This window comes from Pseudomonas sp. HMSC065H01, from assembly GCF_001815235.1.
In the GTDB taxonomy this organism is placed as follows: domain Bacteria; phylum Pseudomonadota; class Gammaproteobacteria; order Pseudomonadales; family Pseudomonadaceae; genus Pseudomonas; species Pseudomonas aeruginosa.
This window is the reverse complement of sequence record NZ_KV819859.1, coordinates 89,378-111,175: the sequence shown is the minus strand read 5'-3', so window position 1 is coordinate 111,175 and position 21,798 is coordinate 89,378. Positions and strand designations below refer to the sequence as shown.

Sequence of the window (21,798 nt, the reverse complement as noted above, 5' to 3'; positions counted from 1 at the left end):
GGGACACCTAGGGAAGCAGTACCGGACCTGGAGACCGGCGAGATGCCGGTCGATCTGCCGGGGACAGGATGCAAACGGCAGTGCCCTGGGGCAAACCACACCTGAACACTGGAGAAATAACAATGAAAAAGCACCTGTTCCTTGCAACTGCTGTTCTGGCTGCTCCCTTGCTGGCGCATGCCGACCTGAAAGCCATGGACGATGGCGCGCTGTCCGACGTGACCGGCCAGGCAGGCATCAGCATTTCCGGTACTTTCCAGGGCTCCGTCGGGGCCGTGACCTACACCGATACCGACACCAACGGCGGCTCCCTGCGGCTGGAGAACATCAGCCTGCCGGCGCTGACCATCGACGATACCAAGCCGCTGACCATCGACGTCGTCACCACCGATATCGGCGGCAAGTCGACCCAGCAACTGGCCATCGGCCTGCCGGCCATCACCGGCGACGTGACCGTTGGCGCCATCAAGGTGGGCGACACCAGCGCCGCCAGCATCGGCTCGCTGACCGTCTCCGGGCTGAACATGGCCGGTTCCACCATCAAGGTCTGGGGTCACTGATCCAGGAACCGAGTCGAGACGCGAAGACCTCGCCGAGGCATCGGCGGGGTCTTTCTCCGAAAGAGGTACGACGGGGCGATGTTCGAGATTTTGCTGGGAAGTCTGATCGGACTGTTCGGGTTCACCCAGACGGTCGATACCAAGCCGCAACCGCAGGGCACGGTCAACCTCAGCCAGCCTCTGACCCCCAATGGACCCTACCGCGAATCGGTGCAACTGGAGCCGATGAGCCAGTTGCAGTTCCGCAACGTCATCCGCCAGGCCTATGACTACAGCTGCGGCTCGGCGGCGCTTACCACGCTGCTGGACTACTACCTCGGGCGCAACCTCGAGGAACGCCAGGTCATGGAAGGGCTGCTGCGCTATGGCGAGGCCGATAAGATCGTGCAGCGCCGCGGTTTCTCGCTGCTCGACATGAAGCGCTACGCCGCTGCGCTGGGCTACAAGAGCGGTGGTTTTCGCGCCGAGTTCAGCGACCTGGACGCTCTCGAGCATCCGGCGCTGGTCCCCATCCACTATGCCGGCTTCAAGCATTTCGTGGTGGTGCGCGATGTCTACAACGATCACGTCTTCGTCGCCGATCCGGCCTTGGGCAACATCAGCTTCACCCGGACGCGCTTCGAGGAAATCTGGGACCAGAACGTCCTGTTCGTGATCTTCCCGAGTGGGCAGGAGCCCCGCAACGCGCTGGCGCTGAACGATCGCGACATGCGCCTGGTGGACGACCGCACCGTCAGCCTGCTGGCGTTCCGCGAGTTTCCGCAGATCAACAAGATCACTGAAAACCAGGTCCGTGAGCTGGGCACTGGTGGCGACGTCATACACCTGCGCACCAAGTAGCAGATACCCAAAAACAAGAACAATCTCTGGGGATAGCGCCATGAGAATCAGGGGGTACACATGCGCGGCGGCGCTGATGCTGTCTATCAGCGGTTTGTCCGTTGCCGAGGAAGCCTCGGTCGACCAGGCCCGTGACGCGCTGGCCAAGAAGAATGACGATGCCGACAGCGCCAAGGCGCTGGAGGAAGTCTTCCAGGCCGCCGAGAAGAGCTACACCTTGCTGAAGAAGGGCGAGCGGACCCTGACCTACGGTTTCGACTACGCGCTGGTGCGCGACCAGCGGCTGACCCTGGTGCCGCTGACCAAGACCAGCGGCGGCACGCAGATCTACGGCCTCGCCGGCCGGCAGAGCCAGTCCCAGCACACCTTCACCAACTCCTTCACCTTCGACTACGGGATCTGGGACAACCTCACCTTCAGTTTCCGCCTGCCGCTGGTAGCCAAGTACGACACCGAGATGGATACCCACGCCTACAGCCTCGGCGACGTTTCCGCGACCTTGCGCTGGCAGCCCTGGGCGGCGGTGCGCGGGCGGCCGGTCACCACGCTGTATACCACCATCGGCCTGCCGACCGGCGACAGTCCCTACAAGACCAACCTGGACAAGGACATCTCCACCGGCAACGGCTACTACAGCCTGGGCTTCGGCGCGAACATGTCCTATGTGATCGACCCGGTGGTCCTCTACGGCTCGCTCGGCTACACCTGGAACCTGCCGGTGGACGACGTGCACCAGACCCTGGCCGACAACTCCCAGCTGGAGAAGGTCTCGCCCGGCAACACGATCAACTTCAACATGGGCATGGCCTACGCGCTGTCCTACGACGTCTCGCTGGCGACTTCGTACCAGATGGCCTACACGCTGAAGAACCGCTACCACACCACTGCCGGTACGTTCGAGTCGTCCGAACAGACCAGTAGCATCATGAACTTCTCGCTCGGCTTGCGGACGTCACCGGACTACATCGTCAACGTCAACGCCGGTTTCGGCCTCACGGAAGACTCGCCGGATGTACTGCTGGGGTTATCCGTACCCCTCGATATCAAAGGGCTGAAGGCCCAGTAACCCGCGAGCGAGGCCTGTTATGAAGATGCGCATTGCGCCGCTCTGGCTGGCGCTGGCAGGGGTGTGCCTGGCCTGGATTCCGCCGGCCGGCGCGCAGATGGCCAACGACCTGACCATCGGCAACCCGAAAGCCATGGCCCTCGGCAACGCCGTGACCGCCGACGAGACCGGCATCGATTCGGTGCACTACAACCCGGCGGCGCTGACCAAGATGAAGGGCCGCCAGGCGACCGTGAAGCTGCTCACCGGGGTAATGGACATCCGCGCCGGCTTCAAGGCGCCGCCGAACTACGGCGAAGGCACCTTCGGCCTGCGCGACGACCCGGTCGCCAACAGCCACAGCCGGACCCTGACCCCGACCATGTACCTGCCCGGCCTCGGCGGCATGACCGACGTGCCGTTGCTGGTGGCGCCGCTGGCCGGGATCTCGATCAACCCGCCGGGCTCCAAGTTCACCTTCGCCACCAACGTCTACACCCCGCAAGCGCTGGGCTACAGCCGCGATTCCGATAGCGATCCGGCGCGCTACCAGGGACGCGAGGTGTCGTTGCAGCGGCTCACCTACTTCTCGCCGACCCTGGCCTACCAGGTCAACGACGAGCTGTCGGTCGGCCTGTCGGTGGGTTTTTCCCACCAGGCAGTAGCGTTGAACGAGGATTTCCGGGCGCCGAACCAGTTGCTCGGGCTGTTGCAGCAGACCAAGGAGATCGGTTGCCTGCCGGGAATGCAGGAGATCCTCGAGGTGTTCTTCAACGTCTGCGGCGGCAACATCGGTCCGTTCCAGAACCTGGCCAATATCGACCTGGACATGCAGCAGTCGCTGTCGCCCAGCTTCAACCTCGGCGTGCTCTGGGAGCCCACCGACTGGTTCGCCTGGGGCGCGACCTACCAGAGCGAGTCGCGGATGAGGCTCAAGGGCAAGTACCGGGTCGACTACGGCCAAGGCTGGCAGGGTTTCTGGACCGGGGTGCACAAGTCGCTCGGTGGTGCGATCCTCGGCCAGATGTTCCCCTACGGGAACGTCGATGAAGAGCATGGCAACGCCACGATGAACATGGTCTACCCGGATGCCTTCTCCACCGGCGTGAAGCTGCGCCCGTTCAAGAAGTGGCAATTCAACTTCGACCTGAAATGGAACGGCTACAGCGACTGGAACGAGTTCAAGATCGAGTTCGACCGCGAGCTTGACCTGCTGCGCATCGCCAAGTACCTCGACTCGAAGGACGCCACCAGCCACAGCATCACCCTCGACCGCGGCTACCGCGATACCTGGAGCTGGGCCATGGGCGTGCAGTACGACGTCAACGACCGTTTGCAGCTACGCGCCGGCTACGAATACCGGCCTTCGGCGATCCCCAAGGGCCAGGCGGACATCCTGGTGCCGATCGGCGATGCCAATCTCTACGGCCTGGGGCTGGGCTACCAGTGGGACAAGGACACGGTGATCGATGTCGGTTTCAACTACTTCGTCACCAAGCAGAGCGTCAAGGCCGATACCAGCTGCAACCTGAACTGCACCGGGCTCGACAACCTGGTGTACAACCCCTACGCGGGACTGGACGTGGACACCACGGTGAAGGCCTATATTTTCGCCATGACCTACCGTACGACCTTCTGAGGGCTGGAGCATGATGCGCGCATCCATCGTACTTTGCGTCTTCTCCCTGGCGCTGCCGGCATCTTCGCCGGGCTGGGCCTCCGGCGGGCGCTACCTGACCTGGGTGGACGACAATGGCGGGGTGCACAACACCTTCGTCGACGGCCAGTTCGACCGCCAGCAGCGCCAGGCGCGGCAGCGCATCGGCCAGAGCGACCAGGCGCGGGTGCTGAACAAGGCGGACAACGCCACGCAGTGGCCGGGGAACAGCAGCGGAGGGGAGAGCAAGCGTCGCTACTACACCTGGATCGATGCCAACGGCAACGTGCAGAACAGCTTCTATGCCGGCGCCCAGGTCGCCGGCCAGCGCGCCGACTACGTCCTGCCCAACGGCGAGCACTCCGCCGAATACATCGATGCCGAGGCCTTCGAGGGCAAGGGTTTCGTTCGCAGCGAGAACGGCAGTCCCTACTACACCTGGGTGGACGAGAAGGGCCGCATGCACAACTCGCAGATCCCGCCCGAGGAGCGCGCGGCGCGCTTCAAGCGGGAGGCCGCGCCTTCGTCGCAGATCGCCTTCACCGAGGGCCGGCAGATCGAGTTCAAGCAACGTCCGACGGCGTTGCCCGGGCTGGATGGCGCCGGCCAGCAGAGCGATGCGCTGAAGGCTTTGCTCAAGGGCACCGAGATGACCATCGACGATCTCTACCAGGACCTGCAACGGCGCTGCTGCGAGCAGATCGCCGAGAGCGACTTCACCGAACTGGATGCCGACGAACCGCGCTACGAGGAGTTGAACCGCTTCTCGCCGAGCTTCGACTTTCCCATGGGCAGGAGCTTCTACGCGGCGATCCGGCTGCCGCGCTCCCAGGGTGTCTACGGCCTGCGCATCCGCAGTTTCGCCAACCGCCAGGTGGTCTACCCGTCGCTGCTGTTCCTCGACGAGCACAAGCGGCCGACCCGGCTGGTCAGCGACGCGGTGTACAAGCTGAACCCGGAAACCTGGTATCGCTACGCTTTCATCGAGGGTACGGTGCCGGTGCGAGCCAATCGCGGCGAGCGCTACGTGCTGCTGCTGACCACCGACGAGGACCGCTCGCTGCAAACCCTCGACAACAAGCCGTTCAAGCGTCCGCTGCAGGACCTGGCGGTGAACGAGGCGGGTATGCAGGTGCATGAGCACGCCCGGCAGGGCGGCTTCGAGCTGGCCGTGGTGCGTTGAAATCCGAGACATGAAAAAGCCCGGCCGGAGCCGGGCTTCTTCATACCGGAAGCACGTCAGCCCTGGTGCTGCTGGACGTGGCCGAACAGCTGCTGGGAGAAGCGTACGCGCTCTTCCGCGGACTCTTCGATGCCTTTCGCCTTGAGTTCTTCCAGTCGCGCCTCGACGGCGTGGCAGCGGTGCACCAGGCCGCTGTCGTTGGCGATCTGGATGTTCAGGCCCGGGCGGGCGTTGAGTTCGAGGATCAGCGGGCCTTTCTCCTGGTCGAGAACCATGTCCACGCCGATGTAGCCGAGGCCCGACAACTCGTAGCAACCGGCCGCCAGCTTCATGAAGCCGTCCCAGTTCGGCAGTTGCACGCCGTCCACCGCGTTGGTGGTGTCCGGGTGCTTGGCGATCTTGTTGTTCAGCCAGGTGCCGCGCAGGGTGACACCGGTGGCCAGGTCGACGCCCACGCCGATGGCGCCCTGGTGCAGGTTGGCCTTGCCGCCCGACTGCCGGGTCGGCAGGCGCAGCATGGCCATCACCGGGTAGCCCATCAGTACGATGATGCGGATGTCCGGCACACCTTCGTAGCTGATGCTCTTGAAGATCTGGTCGGGGGTCACCCGGTACTCGATCAGTACGCGGTCGCGATGGCCGCCGAGGGAGTAGAGGCCGGAGAGGATGCTCGAGATGTGGTGCTCGATCTCCTCGTGGCTGACGATCTTCCCCGATACGGTCTTGTAGCGGCCCTCGAAGCGGTCGGCGATCACCATGATGCCGTCGCCGCCGGCGCCCTGCGCCGGCTTGATGACGAAATCGTTGTGCTCGCCGATGATCTCGTTGAGCTTGTCGATGCCTTTCTCGGTCTCGATGATGCCGTACATCTCCGGCACGTGGATGCCGGCCTCGAGCGCGCGTTCCTTGGTGATGATCTTGTCGTCCACCACCGGATACAGGTGCCGCTTGTTGTACTTCAGGACGTAATCGGCATTGCGTCGGTTGATGCCCATCACGCCTTTCGCGGTCAGGTCTTTCCAGGTCTTCCAGATCGACATGGTTCAGTCCTTGAGCAGGGCCTTGAAGCGGAACAGCTCGGTCAGGCGGTAGCCGCGGTAGCGGCCCATGGCGAGCATGAAGGCGACCAGGATCAGCAGCACGGCCGGGAAGGTGAAGATGAAGTACACCAGTTCCGGGATGCGCATGAGGATGTGCGCCAGCGATGCCGCGAACAGGGTGCCGATGGCCACCTTCATCGCATGGCCGCCGCCGCGCTCTTCCCAGGTGATCGACAGGCGTTCGATGGTCATGGTCAGGATCACCATCGGGAACAGGGCGATCGACAGGCCGCTCTCGAAGCCGAGCTTGTGGCTGAACAGGCTGATCACCGCGATCATCACCACCACGAAGGTCAGCACCACCGAGAGGCGCGGCAGCATCTGCAGCTTCAGGTGCTCGAGATAGGAGCGCAGCGACAGGCCCAGGGCGGTGATCACGGTGAACAGGGCGATACCCCATTGCAGGCCGGTCTCGCGGAAGGCCAGGGCGATCAGCACCGGGGTGAAGGTGCCGAGAGTCTGCAGGCCGATCAGGTTGCGCAGGATCAGGATCACCAGCACGCCGATCGGGATCATGATCATGATCTGGAAGGTCTGCTGGGTGGACAGCGGCAGGCCGTACAGGGAGTACTCGAGGAAGGCCGCCTCGGTGTTCTCGTCGGACAGCTTGGCCAGGCGGATGGCGTTCATCTCGCTGCTGTTCAGGCTGAAGCTGACCTGGGCCTTCTTGCCGCCGTCGATGGTCATCAGCGGCTCATCGCCAAGCCACCAGATCAGGCGATCGGAGGGCAGGCCCTGTTCGCCGGTGACCACGTTGAAATACAGCCAGTTCTCGCCGTTGAAGCTGCGCAGCCACAGTTCCGGGCTCTGTTGCAGGTCGGCGACCAGACGGATGGTGTGGACCCGCTCCATCGGCACGTGGGCGATGGACAGCAGGGTCTCGACGATATGCGCTTTCTTTTCCAGGCTGGTGTCGCCGGCCATCAGCAGCTTGACGTTGTCGTCGTTGCCGTTGTTGGCGCGCTTGATGGCTTCGCTGACGAAGGTCTCGACGTCGGCCGAGTGCTGGCGAATGGGGGCCAGCAGGGCTTCTGCGGCGATCTTCTCCGGGCCTTCCAGGGGCAGGCTGTCGCGGAAGATCGGGCCTTTCTCCTTGGTCTTCTCGCCGGTGTAGCGCTTGGTCAGCACCAGGCGGTAGTACAGGGTCTGCTTGCCGTTGGCGCGGCGGGCGGACCAGGTCACCTTGCGATTGCCGTCGGCGCGATTGATGCTGACGCCGTAATTGTTGGAGACGAAGCTTTCGTTGAGGCTGACGTAGTCCTGGCTCAACGGCGGAACGAACATCTGCACCTTGACCGGGGTTTTCGGCGTGGCGACGAAGTCGACCTTGGCATCGATGTTCCAGAGGTCATCGGTTTCGGCTTCGGTAACGGGAATACCCTGGACGAAAATCTGATAGGCGGTGATCGCCACACCCAGGGTCAGCAGGATGGCGATCAGGACTTTCAGATGCAGGTTGAGAGAGCGCATGTCGTTTACTCAGCAGGTTTTGCATCAGGTTTGCAGCCGGGTTTCCCGGCCGAGTATTTCAAACTCGGATCGACCAGTGCGTCGAATTTCTTCAAGGCCTCCGAGCCGATCAAAAGCGGGTATTGGAATGCACTTCGGTCGGTCAGGTTCACTTCGATGGTGCGAATCGCCTTGCCCATGCAGACCTGCAGCTCGATCACCGGACGGGCGGTATAGGCCTTGCCCTCGTCGGGGTTGAAGTCGCCGTGGCGGCGCTTGATCTTGCTGATCCGCGCCAGGGGCTTCTCGATCGGGGTGTCGTCGGCGTTGTCGGTGGCCAGGTAGAAGCGCACCCAGGTTTCGCCGTCGCGCTTGAAACGCTTGATGTCGCGGGCGCTGAGGGAGGCGGTCTTGGCGCCGGTGTCGAGCTTGGCGGCCAGCTGGATGTCCGGGTCGTTGATGCGCGCGTATTCGTTCAGGCCGTAGACCGTCTTTTCGGCGGCTACGCTCAGGCCTGGTACGGCGATGAATAGGCAGAGCAGGGGAGCTAAGGGCTTGAGTTTCATAAGTCCTGGTTGGTGTCGCGTTCGGCGGGTCGATCTTGCGATCGCTGTCCAGTCCGTGACGGAAAACCCTGCGTCATCGACCTGCGCTCGGCAGGCCGGGCATGCCGGGCGCCCCGCCAGGCGCATGCGGGCCGCATTCTATCACGCGGTTTTTCGGCAGCGACAGCCGCTTATACCACTTGGTCGGGGTTTTGCCCCTGGGATGAAACGAAATTCCATCCAGGGGCTCGAAGCGTTACCGGAAGCGGGCAAGGGACCTTGGCGGTGCCGAGCCGCTGGCCCCGGAGCGGTTATTTGAAGCGCCGTTCCACGCCTTTTTCGACGAGGATCTTTGCGGAAATCTCCTCCACCGAGAAATGCGTGGAGTTGATGTAGGCGATGTTTTCGCGGCGGAACAGGCTTTCGACCTCGCGTACCTCGAATTCGCACTGGGCGAAGCTGGCGTAGCGACTGTTGGGCTTGCGTTCGTTGCGGATCGCGGTGAGGCGGTCGGGGTCGATGGTCAGGCCGAACAGCTTGTGCTTGTACTGCTTGAGGGCGTTCGGCAGTTGCAGGCGCTCCATGTCCTCTTCCGTCAACGGGTAGTTGGCGGCGCGGATGCCATACTGCAGGGCCATGTACAGGCAGGTGGGCGTCTTGCCGCAGCGCGAGACGCCGACCAGGATCAGGTCGGCCTTGTCGTAGTAGTGGGTGCGGGCGCCGTCGTCGTTGTCGAGGGCGAAGTTCACCGCCTCGATGCGATCCATGTAGTTGGAGTTGTGGCCGATGGAGTGGGACTTGCCGACCGAATAGGACGAGTCGGCCGAAAGCTCCTGTTCCAGAGGCGAAAGAAAGGTGGCGAAGATATCGATCATGAAACCGTTGGATTGCGCCAGGACCGCCCGGATGTCGCGGTTCACGATGGTATCGAAGATGATCGGGCGGGCCCCGTCCGACTCGGCAGCATTATTGATTTGCTGTACCATGGCGCGCGCTTTTTCTTCGGTATCGATGTACGGTCTCGTCAGTTTGACGAAGCTGATGTTCTCGAACTGTGCCAGAAGGCTTTGGCCCAGGGTTTCGGCGGTGATACCGGTGCCGTCCGAGATGAAGAATGCGGTTCGTTTCATTTGCACCGAAAGCCTTAAGGTAGGAACGATTCTTGGCTATGATAGGCCGCGCGTTGTCAGAGGCCTTTCTGTCGCAGCATTGTCACTTATTTCTAAGGGCCAGGCCAGAATCCAGCGGAGCTGCTCCTGGCCCCGCTTGAGCTTTTCCAATTCAATAGTGGAGAGATCACCTTGGTAGAGTACGTAGTTTCCCTCGATAAGCTCGGCGTCCATGATGTAGAGCATGTGGGGGGCAAGAACGCATCCCTCGGCGAGATGATCAGCAACCTGGCCGGTGCCGGCGTTTCCGTACCCGGCGGATTTGCCACCACCGCCCAGGCCTACCGTGACTTCCTCGAGCAGAGTGGCCTCAACGACCGTATCCACGCGGCCCTGGACGCCCTGGACGTCGACGACGTCAACGCCCTGGCCAAGACCGGCGCGCAGATCCGCCAGTGGGTGATGGAAGCCGAGTTCCCGGCCCGTCTCGACAGCGAGATCCGCCAGGCCTTCGCCGCCCTGGCCAACGGCAACGACAACCTCGCCGTGGCAGTGCGTTCCTCCGCTACCGCCGAAGACCTTCCGGACGCCTCGTTCGCCGGCCAGCAGGAAACCTTCCTCAATATCCGCGGCGTGGACAATGTGATCCGCGCAGCAAAAGAGGTCTTCGCCTCCCTGTTCAACGACCGCGCCATCGCCTACCGCGTGCACCAGGGCTTCGATCACAAGCTGGTCGCCTTGTCCGCCGGCGTGCAGCGCATGGTCCGCTCGGAAACCGGCACCGCCGGGGTGATGTTCACCCTGGACACCGAATCCGGCTTCCGCGACGTGGTCTTCATCACCGGTGCCTACGGCCTGGGCGAGACCGTGGTCCAGGGCGCGGTGAACCCCGACGAGTTCTACGTCCACAAGCCGACCCTGGAAGCCGGGCGTCCGGCCATCCTGCGCCGCAACCTGGGTAGCAAGGCGATCAAGATGATCTACGGCGACGAAGCCAAGGCCGGTCGCTCGGTCAAGGTAGTGGACGTCGATCGCGCCGATCGCGCCCGCTTCGCCCTGAGCGACGCCGAGGTCACCGAGCTGGCCAAGCAGGCCATGATCATCGAGAAGCACTATGGCCGCCCGATGGACATCGAATGGGCCAAGGACGGTGACGACGGCAAGCTGTACATCGTCCAGGCACGCCCGGAAACCGTGAAGAGCCGCGCCAGCGCCACGGTCATGGAGCGCTACCTGCTGAAAGAGAAGGGGACCGTCCTGGTGGAAGGGCGTGCCATCGGCCAGCGCATCGGTGCCGGTCCGGTCAAGGTGATCAACGACGTGTCGGAAATGGACAAGGTCCAACCGGGTGACGTCCTGGTCTCCGACATGACCGACCCGGACTGGGAGCCGGTGATGAAGCGCGCCAGCGCCATCGTCACCAACCGCGGCGGGCGTACCTGCCACGCGGCGATCATCGCTCGCGAACTGGGCATCCCGGCGGTGGTCGGTTGCGGCAACGCCACCCAGATCCTGCAGGATGGCCAGGGGGTGACCGTTTCCTGTGCCGAAGGCGATACCGGCTTCATCTTCGAAGGCGAACTCGGTTTCGATGTGCGCAAGAACTCGGTCGACGCCATGCCCGACCTTCCGTTCAAGATCATGATGAACGTCGGCAATCCCGATCGCGCTTTCGATTTCGCCCAGTTGCCGAACGAAGGCGTGGGCCTGGCCCGCCTCGAATTCATCATCAACCGCATGATCGGCGTGCATCCCAAGGCGTTGCTGAACTTCGCCGGCCTGCCGGCGGACATCAAGGAAAGCGTGGAGAAGCGCATCGCCGGCTATCCCGATCCGGTCGGCTTCTACGTCGAGAAACTGGTGGAGGGCATCAGCACCCTGGCCGCGGCGTTCTGGCCGAAGAAGGTCATCGTGCGCCTGTCCGACTTCAAGTCCAATGAGTACGCCAACCTGATCGGCGGCAAGCTCTACGAGCCGGAAGAAGAGAACCCGATGCTCGGCTTCCGTGGCGCCTCGCGCTACATCAGCGAGTCGTTCCGCGACTGCTTCGAGCTGGAGTGCCGTGCGCTGAAGAAGGTCCGCAACGAAATGGGCCTGACCAACGTCGAGATCATGGTGCCCTTCGTGCGCACCCTGGGCGAGGCGAGCCAGGTCGTCGAGCTGCTGGCCGGGAACGGCCTGAAGCGCGGCGAGAACGGCCTGAAGGTCATCATGATGTGCGAACTGCCGTCGAACGCCCTGCTGGCCGACGAGTTCCTCGAGTTCTTCGATGGCTTCTCCATCGGTTCCAACGACCTGACCCAGCTGACCCTGGGCCTGGATCGCGATTCCGGCATCGTTGCCCACCTGTTCGACGAGCGCAATCCGGCGGTGAAGAAGCTGCTGGCCAACGCCATCGCTGCCTGCAACAAGGCCGGCAAGTACATCGGCATCTGCGGCCAGGGTCCGTCGGACCACCCGGACCTGGCCCGCTGGCTGATGGAGCAGGGCATCGAGAGCGTCTCGCTGAACCCCGACTCGGTGCTGGATACCTGGTTCTTCCTTGCCGAGGGGCAAGACCAGGCCTGATCGGTCCTCGCTGTATCCGGAAAGGGCGGGTAACACCGCCCTTTTTCGTGCCTCCTGTACAAGACAAGCATGCAAAGCAGTAGTCGCCTCTTTCCTGTCGCCCTGGTCAGCGCCGAGTTGCGCGCCGACCTTACCGAAGACATCTACCGCCTGAAGCCCGGCAACAGCCCCGATGCCAGCGTCGAGCTGGTCGTAACCCGGCTTGGACAGCAGGCCGCCGGCGAGCGGCGCGGACCGCCTGTGATCCTCCTGCACGGGAGTTTTTCCAACCGCCGCTTCTGGTACTCGCCGCGTGCGCTCGGACTAGGTCCTTACCTGGCGCGGGCGGGGTTCGATGTCTGGCTGCCGGAAATGCGCGGCCATGGCCTGTCGATTCGCAACGATGGTTACCGGGACAACCGGGTCGCCGACTACGCGCGCTACGACCTGCCGGCGCTGGCCTCCTTCATCCACGAGCAGTGCGGGCAGCCGGCGCACTGGATTGGCCACTCCCTCGGTGGGGTGGTGCTGGCGGCGGGACTGGGCGGGGGCTACCTGGACCAGGCGCGGATCGCTTCCGTGGCGTTGTTCGGTAGCCAGGTCAGCACCGCGCACTGGCTGTTGAGGTTGCCCATGGCAGGCATCCTCGCGCGCCTGCTGCTGCGCCGCGTCGATGCGCTGTCCGGAAGCCGTTGGCGGCAGGGGCCGGAAGACGAGCCGGTCGGCCTGGCGCTGGAGGTCCTGCGTTGGCATGGGCTGTTCGGCCGCTTCGGCGAGCCGGGCAACGACTGGTGGAAGGGGCTCGCCGCAGTCGACGTACCGCTATTGGCGGTCGCCGGGGCTGGGGACCGGCAGGACCCGTCCTGGGCCTGTCGCAAGTTGTTCGAGCAGTTCGCCTCGTCCGAGCGCGAATACCTGTTGCTCGGACGCGAGGCTGGCTACGCCGAGGACTACGGGCATATCGAGATGCTGATCGGCAAGGCGGCCCAGCTAGAGGTCTGGCCCTTGGTGGAGCGCTGGCTGCGCCAGCGATCGCCGGCGGGCGACGAATCCGCGTGGAGTGAGGCGCTAGACGTATCGGAAGCCGGAATCAGCGGCTAACATGTGACGCAAATGGCGGCTCCGGTCACGCCGGCGCCGCCGGGGCGGGCGGCCGATGATCCTCCGGAGCTGCCCGAGCCGATCCCTTCACCCACAGGAGCTTCCCATGCATTACGTCACTCCCGATCTGTGCGATGCCTATCCTGAGCTGGTCCAGGTCGTCGAACCCATGTTCAGCAACTTCGGCGGCCGCGACTCCTTCGGCGGCGAGATCGTCACCATCAAGTGCTTCGAAGACAATTCGCTGGTCAAGGAGCAGGTCGACAAGGACGGCAAGGGCAAGGTCCTGGTCGTCGATGGCGGTGGTTCGCTGCGCCGCGCCCTGCTGGGCGACATGCTGGCCGAGAAAGCGGCGAAGAACGGCTGGGAAGGGATCGTCGTATATGGCTGCATCCGTGACGTCGACGTGATCGCCCAGACCGACCTCGGCGTCCAGGCCCTGGCCAGTCATCCGCTGAAGACCGACAAGCGCGGCATCGGCGATCTGAACGTCGCCGTGACCTTCGGCGGCGTCACCTTCCGCCCCGGCGAGTTCGTGTATGCCGACAACAACGGCATCATCGTTTCTCCGCAGGCCTTGAAGATGCCCGAATAGGGCTTTTTAACAGCCGTTCCGGCCCCGGTGACGCAGGCAGCGTCCCGGGGCTTTTTGCTGGAATGAACCCGAGGCGCGCATATGGGTCTCAGGACTGGCTTTAAGGTTATGCCGCAAGTCCATGAATTGACTGGTACCGGACTTGTGTTTTTACTGTCGAAATGGTCGTTTTACCAAGGGAAGCGCAATGCAAGCGTACGAGTCGGGTGACGAGCGCGGCTTGATCTATGGCTACGTCCTCAACGGGCGCGGCGGCGGACGCCGTGTCGGACGCAACCAGATAGCGGTGCTCGACCTGCTGCCGGAGGAGAGCCTTTGGTTGCACTGGGACCGCGGCGTACCGGAAGCGCAGGCCTGGCTGCGGGATTCCGCGGGGCTCAGCGAGTTCGCCTGCGATCTGCTGCTGGAGGAGGCGACTCGCCCCCGTTTGCTCGATCTCGGGGCCGAAAGCCTGCTGGTGTTCCTCCGTGGAGTGAACCTGAATCCGGGCGCGGAGCCGGAAGACATGGTTTCGCTGCGGGTATTCGCCGACGCGCGCCGGGTGATCTCGCTGCGCCTGCGGCCGCTGAAGGCGGTGGCCGATCTGCTCGAGGACCTGGAGGCGGGGAAAGGGCCGAAGACGGCATCCGAGGTCGTGTACTACCTCGCGCACTACCTGACCGATCGCGTCGACACGCTGATCAGCGGGATAGCCGACCAGCTCGATGCTGTCGAGGAACTGGTCGAGGCGGACGAGCGCGCCAGTCCCGACCAGCACCAGTTGCGTACCCTGCGCCGCCGGTCGGCGGGGTTGCGGCGCTACCTGGCGCCGCAGCGGGACATCTACTCGCAACTGGCGCGCTACAAGCTGTCCTGGTTCGTCGAGGACGACGCCGATTACTGGAACGAGCTGAACAACCGGCTGACGCGGAATCTCGAAGAGCTCGAGTTGATACGGGAGCGCATCAGCGTCCTGCAGGAAGCCGAGTCGCGGCGAATCACCGAACGGATGAACCGCACCATGTATCTCCTTGGTATAATCACCGGCTTTTTCCTGCCGATGAGCTTCGTCACCGGCCTGCTGGGAATCAATGTCGGCGGCATTCCGGGGGCGGATGCACCGCATGGGTTCTGGCTGGCCTGCCTGCTGATCGGCGGGGTCGCCACCTTCCAGTGGTGGGTATTTCGTCGGCTGCGCTGGCTCTGACGTGACCTGGGGTGAGGAGAGTGCGTCACTCCCTCGTACAGACATGAGGTGCGCATGCACGATCCGTTCGAAGAGTCCCTGCGGGACCTGCTCAAGGCTTCGGCTCCCCAGCCGGACGACGACGCGCGTTTGGGACGGGTGCTGAAGACCGCCAATCGCCAGGTCGGCGCCGGTGACCTGTTCAGCCTCATGGGGCACTGGCTGCAGGCGCTGATGATCGGCATCAACAACGGTTCGCCGCATCTGGCGCCGGTTTCCCGTATTTCCGCGAAAAACGCATCTTCTGCTGACAAGGCTGAGTGAACATGCAATTCGATATCTGGACCCAGAGCTTGCTGACCGCGATGAACACCCTGTGGGGCAAGCTGGCAGGCTTCATTCCCAACCTGCTCGGCGCCCTGGTGGTCGTTCTGCTCGGCTTCGTCATCGCCAAGCTGCTCGATGCGCTGCTTTCCAAGCTGCTGGCCAAGCTGGGCCTGGACCGGCTGATGGGTGGCACCGGCCTGACCAAGCTGCTGGCCCGGGTCGGTATCCAGGTTCCGGTCTCGACGCTGGTCGGCAAGATCGTCTACTGGTTCGTGCTGCTCGTCTTCCTCGTATCCGCCGCCGAGTCGCTCGGTCTGCAGCGGGTATCCGCCACGCTGGACGTCCTCGCCCTGTACCTGCCCAAGGTGTTCGGCGCGGCCCTGGTGCTGATCGTCGGCGTGCTCCTGGCGCAACTGGTGAACAGCGTCGTGCGCGGCGCAGCGGACGGCGTCGGCCTCGAATACGCGAACGGCCTGGGGCGGATCGCCCAGTGGCTGGTCATCATCATCAGCATCTCGGTGGCGGTGGGGCAGCTCGAGGTCAAGACCGACCTGCTCAACTACATCATCGCCATCGTCCTGATCACCGTCGGCCTGGCCGCTGCGCTGGCCCTGGGCCTGGGCAGCCGCGAGGTCGCCGGGCAGATCATTGCAGGAATCTACGTCCGCGAGCTGTATCAGGTCGGACAACAGGTGAAAGTGGGTGACGTTGAAGGCACTATTGAAGAGATAGGTACGGTCAAGACCATCCTGCTGACGGAAGAGGGAGAGCTTGTGTCGCTGGCCAACCGTCTACTGCTCGATCAGCGAGTTACCAGCCGCTGATCCGGGAGAGATAATGGACGTGGCTGCTCTGCAGGGCGGCCCGGCTTACGATATGACTGGCCTGATCTCACTTGAATAAGCCTCACCCCCTGTCACAGCGGTATGACCCACGCCAGCTTTCCGATGAAGAGCTGGTCGAGCGTGCGCACTCGGAGCTGTTCCACGTGACGCGCGCCTATGAAGAACTGATGCGGCGTTACCAGCGCACGCTGTTCAACGTCTGTGCCCGCTACCTGGGCAACGACCGCGACGCGGACGACGTGTGCCAGGAGGTGATGCTGAAAGTTTTGTACGGGTTGAAGAACTTTGAGGGCAAGTCGAAGTTCAAAACGTGGCTATATAGCATCACGTACAACGAGTGCATCACGCAGTACCGCAAGGAGCGCCGCAAGCGCCGATTGATGGATGCGCTCAGCCTCGACCCGCTGGAGGAGGCTTCCGAGGAGAAGTCGCCGAAGGTTGAGGAGCGGGGCGGATTGGATCGTTGGCTCGTCCATGTCAATCCGATAGATCGGGAGATTCTGGTTCTTCGCTTCGTCGCGGAACTGGAGTTTCAGGAGATAGCGGATATCATGCACATGGGTCTGAGTGCGACGAAAATGCGCTACAAGCGGGCACTGGACCGCCTGCGCGAAAAGTTTTCAGATGCGACCGAAACATAGTTGGGTAAATATTGTCTCTCTATGCGGGAAGTTCTGATAAACTTGCCACCCAAGTTGTGCGGCTGATTGTTGGACAACTAACTGACCATCAAGATGGGGATTTAACGGATGAAACTGAAGAACACCTTAGGCGTTGTCATCGGCTCGCTGGTTGCCGCTTCGGCAATGAACGCCTTTGCCCAGGGCCAGAACTCGGTAGAGATCGAAGCCTTCGGCAAGCGCTACTTCACCGACAGCGTTCGCAACATGAAGAACGCGGACCTGTACGGCGGCTCGATCGGTTACTTCCTGACCGACGACGTCGAGCTGGCGCTGTCCTACGGTGAGTACCATGACGTTCGTGGCACCTACGAAACCGGCAACAAGAAGGTCCACGGCAACCTGACCTCTCTGGACGCCATCTACCACTTCGGTACCCCGGGCGTAGGTCTGCGTCCGTACGTGTCGGCTGGTCTGGCTCACCAGAACATCACCAACATCAACAGCGACAGCCAAGGCCGTCAGCAGATGACCATGGCCAACATCGGCGCTGGTCTGAAGTACTACTTCACCGAGAACTTCTTCGCCAAGGCCAGCCTCGACGGCCAGTACGGTCTGGAGAAGCGTGACAACGGTCACCAGGGCGAGTGGATGGCTGGCCTGGGCGTCGGCTTCAACTTCGGTGGTTCGAAAGCCGCTCCGGCTCCGGAACCGGTTGCCGACGTTTGCTCCGACTCCGACAACGACGGCGTTTGCGACAACGTCGACAAGTGCCCGGATACCCCGGCCAACGTCACCGTTGACGCCAACGGCTGCCCGGCTGTCGCCGAAGTCGTACGCGTACAGCTGGACGTGAAGTTCGACTTCGACAAGTCCAAGGTCAAAGAGAACAGCTACGCTGACATCAAGAACCTGGCTGACTTCATGAAGCAGTACCCGTCCACTTCCACCACCGTTGAAGGTCACACCGACTCCGTCGGCACCGACGCTTACAACCAGAAGCTGTCCGAGCGTCGTGCCAACGCCGTTCGTGACGTACTGGTCAACGAGTACGGTGTAGAAGGTGGTCGCGTGAACGCTGTTGGTTACGGCGAGTCCCGCCCGGTTGCCGACAACGCCACCGCTGAAGGCCGCGCTATCAACCGTCGCGTTGAAGCCGAAGTAGAAGCTGAAGCCAAGTAATCGGCTGAGCCTCTAAGGAAAAACCCGGCCCAGGCCGGGTTTTTCTTTGCCTGGAAAAAGACCGCTCGTCAGGCGCTCAGGGAAATCGGTTGCGACACGATGTCGCGGGTTACTTCGCCGATCACCAGGATCGCCGGGCTTTTCAAGGCGAAACGTCCGGCGTCCCGCAGTAGCTCGCCGAGGTTGCTGCGGCATTCGCGCTGGTTGCCCAGGGTGGCGTTCTCGATCATCGCCAGCGGCGTATCCTCGGCCATACCTCCAGCCAGCAGCCCGGCCTGGATCTCTGCGAGACGGGCGACGCCCATGTAGACCACCAGCGTGGTACCGCTGCGTGCCAGGGCTTCCCAGGCGAGCGGGCTGTCGTCCTGGGTATGCGCGGTCACCAGGGTCACGCCGCGGCTGATGCCGCGGTAGGTCAGCGGTATGCCGCAGGCAGTGGCGCCAGCCAGCCCGGCGGTGATGCCGTTCACTATCTCGCTGTCTATCCCGTGCCGGGCCAGCCATTCGGCTTCTTCGCCGGCGCGGCCGAAGATGCATGGATCGCCGCCTTTCAGGCGCACCACGCTGCGTCCCTGGCGGGCATGCCGCAGCATCAGGCGCTGGATGAAGTCCTGCGGTGTGGAGCGGCAGCCGCCGCGTTTGCCGACCCGGACCAGCCGGGCGGACGGACAGTGCTCCAGTATGCTCGGGTTGACCAGATCGTCGACCATCACCACATCCGCGTCCTGCAGGGCGCGAACTGCCTTCAGGGTCAACAGTTCCGGATCGCCGGGACCCGCACCCACCAGCCAGACCTTACCGCTCATCGTCGTTCTCCTCAGGCATTCGCTGCCATGGGCCGGGGGGCCGCCAGCAGTCTCTTGATTTCCGGTACGCAGGAGCCGCAGCCGGTGCCGCAGCCGAACTCGCGCTTCAATCCGTCCAGGTCCAATCCGCGGGCGATGCCGCCGAGCACCGTTTGCTGGCTGACGTTCTGGCAACTGCACAGGGTCTTGCCGCCCGCACCCTGGCTGGGTCGTCCCGGTGCCGCGCCGAGTGGGGCGAGCAGCCAGCGGCGTAGCTCGCTATCGGCCCGGCCGGTAAGCCAGAGCTCTTTCAACCAGTCACGGGCGAGGGTTTCGCCGGCGAGCCGGACGGCGACGATGCGCCCGTCTTCGAGGCGCACGCGCTTGCCGATGGCCCGCCGTGGGTCGTCGTAGGCGAGGATCGGCCCGTCGAGCAATTCGAGTTGGCGATCTATCCGCTCCAGCAGGTCTGCGCCAGGTGCCTCATGGTGTGCGGCGCTGACCAGCAGGGCGGGGCGCTCGCGTCCGGCGAGACTGAAGCTGGCGTGGTCGAAGACTTCGCACAGCGCACGGAGGGCCTCGAAACGCGCTTGGATATCGGTTTCCACCAGCGCGAACAGGCGCCAGGGCAGTTCGACGGACTCGACCTGAACCCCGGCGTGCTTGAGTTCGGGTTGTTTCGACAGGGGGTCGAACGCCGGCAGGGTCAGGACATTGCAGCCCAGGCCCTTGAGGAAGCGATCGCCCCAGTGCATCGGCAGGAAGGCCTGGCCGGGGCGCACCGAGTCGTCTGCGCTCACCGGCAGGACCAGGGCGCCACGCCGGCTCTTCAGGCGCACGAGCTGCCCGTCCCGCAGTTGGCGGCGGCGCAGTTCCTCGGGATGCAGGTGCACCAGGGCCTCCTCTTCATGGCCGAACAGGCGTGCGCAGGTGCCGGTCCGGCTCATGCCGTGCCACTGGTCGCGCAAGCGTCCGGTATTGAGGGTCAGCGGGTAGCGCGCGTCGCGTTTTTCCTGGGCGGCGCGGTAGGGTTCGGCGACCAGTTGCGCGCGTCCCGAGGCGGTAGGGAAGCGGCCGTCTGCATAGAGCCGTGCGGTGCCTTGCTCCGCGCCAGTGGGAAATGGCCATTGCTGCGGCCCCAGGCGGTCCAGCAGTGCGTGGCTGAGGCCGGAAAGATCGAGGTCGCGCCCGGCGGTGAGCAGCTTGTATTCGTCGAACAGGCTGCGGCTGTCGGCAAAGGCGAACAGGCCGGGTTTAGCGGGCCGCAGGTGCCCTTCCAGGCGGCGCGCGAAGTCGCAGACGATGTTCCAGTCCTGGCGCGCTTCACCGGGGGGCGGAACGGCCCGACGGACATGACTGATCCGCCGTTCCGAATTGGTCACGGAGCCTTCCTTTTCTCCCCAGGATGCGGCTGGAAGCAAAAGGTCGGCGTATTGGCAGGTTTCCGTGCCGGCGAAGGCTTCCTGGACCACCACGAAGGGACAGCGGGCAAGGGCCTCGTGGATCTTGCGCTGGTCCGGCAGCGATTGCGCGGGGTTGGTACAGGCGATCCAGAGCGCCTTGATCCGACCGTCGTGGACCGCATCGAACAGCTCGATGGCGCTGAGACCGGGGGACGTGGGCAACTGTTCCACACCCCAGTAGTGCGCCACCTCGGCGCGATGGCCGGGATCGGCGGCTTCGCGGTGGCCGGGCAGCAGGTTGGCCAGGCTGCCGGTCTCGCGACCGCCCATGGCGTTCGGCTGACCGGTGAGGGAAAACGGCCCGCATCCGGCGCGGCCGATCTTGCCGGTGGCCAGGTGCAGGTTGATCAGTGCGCTGTTCTTGGCGCTGCCGGCGCTGGACTGGTTGAGCCCCATGCACCAGAGCGAAAGGAAGCGCGGCGAACGGCCGATCCATTCGGCGCAGCGCTGCAGGTCGGCGCGGTCGATGCCGCAGATGTCGGCGACGGCGGCCGGGGTGTAGTCGCGCACCAGTTCCTTCAGGTCGGCGAAACCCTCGGTATGCTCGGCGATGAACGAACGGTCGATCCAGTCCTCCCAGAGCAGGATATGCAGGATGCCGTGGAACAGTGCGACGTCGGTACCGGGAAGCAGTGCCAGGTGCAGGTCGGCCAGCTCGCAGGTGTCGGTGCGCCGCGGGTCGATCACCACGATGCGCATCTCCGGCCGAGCGGCCTTGGCGGCTTCCAGGCGACGGAACAGGACCGGGTGGGCGAAGGCCATGTTGCTGCCGGCGATCAGCACGCAATCGGCGCAGTCGAGGTCTTCGTAGCTGCAGGGCGGTGCGTCGGCGCCCAGGCTGCGCTTGTAGCCAACCACCGCCGAGGACATGCACAGGCGCGAATTGCTGTCGATGTTGTTGGTGCCGACCAGGGCCCGCGCCAGCTTGTTGAAGGCGTAGTAGTCCTCGGTCAGCAACTGGCCGGATATATAGAAGGCCACGCTGTCCGGCCCGTGTTCGCGAATGGTCTCGGCGAAACGCCCGGCGGCATGTTCCAGGGCACTCTCCCAGTCGCTGCGGGCCCGCGCCAGTTGCTTGCCGAGGCGCAGTTGGGGGTACAGCGCGCGGGCCTGGAGGTCGCCGGTCAGGTGCAGGCTGGCGCCTTTGCTGCACAGTCTGCCGAAGTTGGCCGGGTGCCGCGGGTCGCCTTGCACGCCGAGGATGCGTTCGCCGTCGTGTTCGATCAGGACGCCACAACCCACGCCGCAGTAGCAGCAGGTCGAAGCGGTGGTGCGCAGCGGGGAATCTGTCGACATGCTCGGCTCCTGTTATCGGCGAGAGATCAGGCGCACAGCGCCACGCTGTCCAGGCCGAGCAGCACCCGTCCGTTCTCCACCCGCACCGGGTGGCGATGGGCGCAGCCCTGGTCCGGGGCCACGGCTTCGCCGCTCTCCAGTTCGATCTGCCAGTTGTGCAACGGACAGGCCACTCGCTTGCCGTAGATCAGGCCCTGGGACAGCGGGCCGCCCTTGTGCGGGCAGCGGTCATCGAGGGCGAAGACCTGGTCGTCGGCGGCGCGGAAGATGGCGATGTCGCCTTTCGGGCCGGCGACCACGCGCGAGCCCAGCGGGTTGATTTCATCGAGGGCGCAGATATCCAGCCAGTTCATCGGTTCACTCCGGTAGGGGGAGGGCCGCCGT

At 63.8% G+C, this 21,798-nt stretch carries 20 protein-coding genes; 13 read left to right on the top strand and 7 right to left on the bottom strand.

Annotation, left to right across the window (positions count from 1 at the left end; translation table 11 throughout):
- Window positions 1-122: 122 nt before the first annotated feature.
- From HMPREF3014_RS08220 to HMPREF3014_RS08200, 5 genes are all read left to right on the top strand, one after another.
- On the top strand, window positions 123-560 hold the full coding sequence (locus HMPREF3014_RS08220; RefSeq protein ID WP_003098074.1) for a DUF6160 family protein: 438 nt from the start codon (window positions 123-125) through the stop codon (window positions 558-560).
- 78 nt (window positions 561-638) lie between these two features.
- On the top strand, window positions 639-1,400 hold the full coding sequence (locus HMPREF3014_RS08215; protein ID WP_003098072.1) for a C39 family peptidase: 762 nt from the start codon (window positions 639-641) through the stop codon (window positions 1,398-1,400).
- 40 nt (window positions 1,401-1,440) lie between these two features.
- Window positions 1,441-2,466, top strand: coding sequence for a transporter (locus HMPREF3014_RS08210; RefSeq protein ID WP_003120313.1), 1,026 nt, complete (start codon window positions 1,441-1,443; stop codon window positions 2,464-2,466).
- Window positions 2,467-2,485: 19 nt separating this feature from the next.
- Window positions 2,486-4,084 carry an outer membrane protein transport protein gene (locus HMPREF3014_RS08205; RefSeq protein WP_003132834.1) on the top strand — a complete coding sequence of 533 codons (1,599 nt, stop codon included), beginning with the start codon at window positions 2,486-2,488 and terminating at the stop codon, window positions 4,082-4,084.
- A gap of 13 nt (window positions 4,085-4,097) precedes the next feature.
- Complete coding sequence (locus tag HMPREF3014_RS08200) at window positions 4,098-5,285, top strand: MalM family protein (protein WP_003087803.1); 1,188 nt, start codon at window positions 4,098-4,100, stop codon at window positions 5,283-5,285.
- 56 nt (window positions 5,286-5,341) lie between these two features.
- Here the strand turns inward: HMPREF3014_RS08200 and HMPREF3014_RS08195 are convergent, their stop codons facing one another.
- From HMPREF3014_RS08195 to HMPREF3014_RS08180, 4 genes are all read right to left on the bottom strand, one after another.
- Window positions 5,342-6,325, bottom strand: a complete 984-nt coding sequence (locus tag HMPREF3014_RS08195; protein WP_003087807.1) for an alpha-L-glutamate ligase-like protein — start codon at window positions 6,323-6,325, stop codon at window positions 5,342-5,344.
- A gap of 3 nt (window positions 6,326-6,328) precedes the next feature.
- The gene (locus tag HMPREF3014_RS08190) at window positions 6,329-7,855 is read right to left on the bottom strand and encodes an osmotic stress tolerance membrane protein RloB (protein ID WP_003087809.1); all 1,527 of its coding nucleotides are present in this window, start codon (window positions 7,853-7,855) and stop codon (window positions 6,329-6,331) included.
- Between the two features lie 5 nt (window positions 7,856-7,860).
- On the bottom strand, window positions 7,861-8,400 hold the full coding sequence (locus HMPREF3014_RS08185) for a retropepsin-like aspartic peptidase RloA (RefSeq protein WP_003087811.1): 540 nt from the start codon (window positions 8,398-8,400) through the stop codon (window positions 7,861-7,863).
- 290 nt (window positions 8,401-8,690) lie between these two features.
- A complete protein-coding gene (locus HMPREF3014_RS08180) occupies window positions 8,691-9,509 on the bottom strand; it encodes a posphoenolpyruvate synthetase regulatory kinase/phosphorylase PpsR (RefSeq protein WP_003087813.1) in 819 nt (272 codons plus the stop codon).
- 171 nt (window positions 9,510-9,680) lie between these two features.
- Here HMPREF3014_RS08180 and ppsA point away from each other — a divergent pair, with 171 nt between their 5' ends.
- From ppsA to oprF, 8 genes are all read left to right on the top strand, one after another.
- Window positions 9,681-12,056, top strand: a complete 2,376-nt coding sequence (gene ppsA / locus HMPREF3014_RS08170; protein ID WP_003098065.1) for a phosphoenolpyruvate synthase — start codon at window positions 9,681-9,683, stop codon at window positions 12,054-12,056.
- 69 nt (window positions 12,057-12,125) lie between these two features.
- Complete coding sequence (locus HMPREF3014_RS08165; protein ID WP_023087581.1) at window positions 12,126-13,136, top strand: alpha/beta fold hydrolase; 1,011 nt, start codon at window positions 12,126-12,128, stop codon at window positions 13,134-13,136.
- 106 nt (window positions 13,137-13,242) lie between these two features.
- A complete protein-coding gene (gene rraA, locus HMPREF3014_RS08160; protein WP_003087823.1) occupies window positions 13,243-13,731 on the top strand; it encodes a ribonuclease E activity regulator RraA in 489 nt (162 codons plus the stop codon).
- A gap of 187 nt (window positions 13,732-13,918) precedes the next feature.
- Window positions 13,919-14,917, top strand: coding sequence for a zinc transporter ZntB (locus tag HMPREF3014_RS08155; protein WP_003098062.1), 999 nt, complete (start codon window positions 13,919-13,921; stop codon window positions 14,915-14,917).
- 48 nt (window positions 14,918-14,965) lie between these two features.
- Window positions 14,966-15,220: a hypothetical protein gene (locus HMPREF3014_RS08150; protein ID WP_003120308.1), complete on the top strand. Its 255-nt coding sequence runs from the start codon at window positions 14,966-14,968 to the stop codon at window positions 15,218-15,220.
- 2 nt (window positions 15,221-15,222) lie between these two features.
- A complete protein-coding gene (locus HMPREF3014_RS08145; protein ID WP_003087830.1) occupies window positions 15,223-16,047 on the top strand; it encodes a mechanosensitive ion channel family protein in 825 nt (274 codons plus the stop codon).
- 71 nt (window positions 16,048-16,118) lie between these two features.
- The gene (gene sigX / locus HMPREF3014_RS08140; protein WP_003098059.1) at window positions 16,119-16,709 is read left to right on the top strand and encodes an RNA polymerase sigma factor SigX; all 591 of its coding nucleotides are present in this window, start codon (window positions 16,119-16,121) and stop codon (window positions 16,707-16,709) included.
- A gap of 108 nt (window positions 16,710-16,817) precedes the next feature.
- Window positions 16,818-17,870, top strand: a complete 1,053-nt coding sequence (gene oprF, locus HMPREF3014_RS08135) for an outer membrane porin OprF (RefSeq protein WP_003087843.1) — start codon at window positions 16,818-16,820, stop codon at window positions 17,868-17,870.
- A 68-nt stretch (window positions 17,871-17,938) separates the two neighbouring features.
- Here oprF and cobA read toward each other — a convergent pair whose 3' ends face one another.
- From cobA to nirD, 3 genes are read right to left on the bottom strand one after another with little or no spacing between them, the layout of a single operon-like run.
- On the bottom strand, window positions 17,939-18,676 hold the full coding sequence (gene cobA / locus HMPREF3014_RS08130) for a uroporphyrinogen-III C-methyltransferase (protein WP_003087845.1): 738 nt from the start codon (window positions 18,674-18,676) through the stop codon (window positions 17,939-17,941).
- An 11-nt stretch (window positions 18,677-18,687) separates the two neighbouring features.
- Window positions 18,688-21,414, bottom strand: coding sequence for a nitrate reductase (locus HMPREF3014_RS08125; RefSeq protein ID WP_023087580.1), 2,727 nt, complete (start codon window positions 21,412-21,414; stop codon window positions 18,688-18,690).
- 26 nt (window positions 21,415-21,440) lie between these two features.
- Window positions 21,441-21,767 (bottom strand): nitrite reductase small subunit NirD, encoded by a 327-nt coding sequence (nirD, locus tag HMPREF3014_RS08120; RefSeq protein WP_003098054.1) that lies wholly within the window; start codon window positions 21,765-21,767, stop codon window positions 21,441-21,443.
- Window positions 21,768-21,798 lie beyond the last annotated feature (31 nt).

Excerpts from the sequence above, each read along its gene's own strand:
- HMPREF3014_RS08220 (WP_003098074.1), top strand. The coding sequence starts at position 123 with ATGAAAAAGCACCTGTTCCTTGCAACTGCTGTTCTGGCTGCTCCCTTG.
- HMPREF3014_RS08215 (WP_003098072.1), top strand. The coding sequence starts at position 639 with ATGTTCGAGATTTTGCTGGGAAGTCTGATCGGACTGTTCGGGTTCACC.
- HMPREF3014_RS08210 (WP_003120313.1), top strand. The coding sequence starts at position 1,441 with ATGAGAATCAGGGGGTACACATGCGCGGCGGCGCTGATGCTGTCTATC.
- HMPREF3014_RS08205 (WP_003132834.1), top strand. The coding sequence starts at position 2,486 with ATGAAGATGCGCATTGCGCCGCTCTGGCTGGCGCTGGCAGGGGTGTGC.
- HMPREF3014_RS08200 (WP_003087803.1), top strand. The coding sequence starts at position 4,098 with ATGCGCGCATCCATCGTACTTTGCGTCTTCTCCCTGGCGCTGCCGGCA.
- HMPREF3014_RS08195 (WP_003087807.1), bottom strand. The coding sequence starts at position 6,325 with ATGTCGATCTGGAAGACCTGGAAAGACCTGACCGCGAAAGGCGTGATG.
- HMPREF3014_RS08190 (WP_003087809.1), bottom strand. The coding sequence starts at position 7,855 with ATGCGCTCTCTCAACCTGCATCTGAAAGTCCTGATCGCCATCCTGCTG.
- HMPREF3014_RS08185 (WP_003087811.1), bottom strand. The coding sequence starts at position 8,400 with ATGAAACTCAAGCCCTTAGCTCCCCTGCTCTGCCTATTCATCGCCGTA.
- HMPREF3014_RS08180 (WP_003087813.1), bottom strand. The coding sequence starts at position 9,509 with ATGAAACGAACCGCATTCTTCATCTCGGACGGCACCGGTATCACCGCC.
- HMPREF3014_RS08165 (WP_023087581.1), top strand. The coding sequence starts at position 12,126 with ATGCAAAGCAGTAGTCGCCTCTTTCCTGTCGCCCTGGTCAGCGCCGAG.
- rraA (WP_003087823.1), top strand. The coding sequence starts at position 13,243 with ATGCATTACGTCACTCCCGATCTGTGCGATGCCTATCCTGAGCTGGTC.
- HMPREF3014_RS08155 (WP_003098062.1), top strand. The coding sequence starts at position 13,919 with ATGCAAGCGTACGAGTCGGGTGACGAGCGCGGCTTGATCTATGGCTAC.
- HMPREF3014_RS08145 (WP_003087830.1), top strand. The coding sequence starts at position 15,223 with ATGCAATTCGATATCTGGACCCAGAGCTTGCTGACCGCGATGAACACC.
- oprF (WP_003087843.1), top strand. The coding sequence starts at position 16,818 with ATGAAACTGAAGAACACCTTAGGCGTTGTCATCGGCTCGCTGGTTGCC.
- cobA (WP_003087845.1), bottom strand. The coding sequence starts at position 18,676 with ATGAGCGGTAAGGTCTGGCTGGTGGGTGCGGGTCCCGGCGATCCGGAA.
- HMPREF3014_RS08125 (WP_023087580.1), bottom strand. The coding sequence starts at position 21,414 with ATGTCGACAGATTCCCCGCTGCGCACCACCGCTTCGACCTGCTGCTAC.
- nirD (WP_003098054.1), bottom strand. The coding sequence starts at position 21,767 with ATGAACTGGCTGGATATCTGCGCCCTCGATGAAATCAACCCGCTGGGC.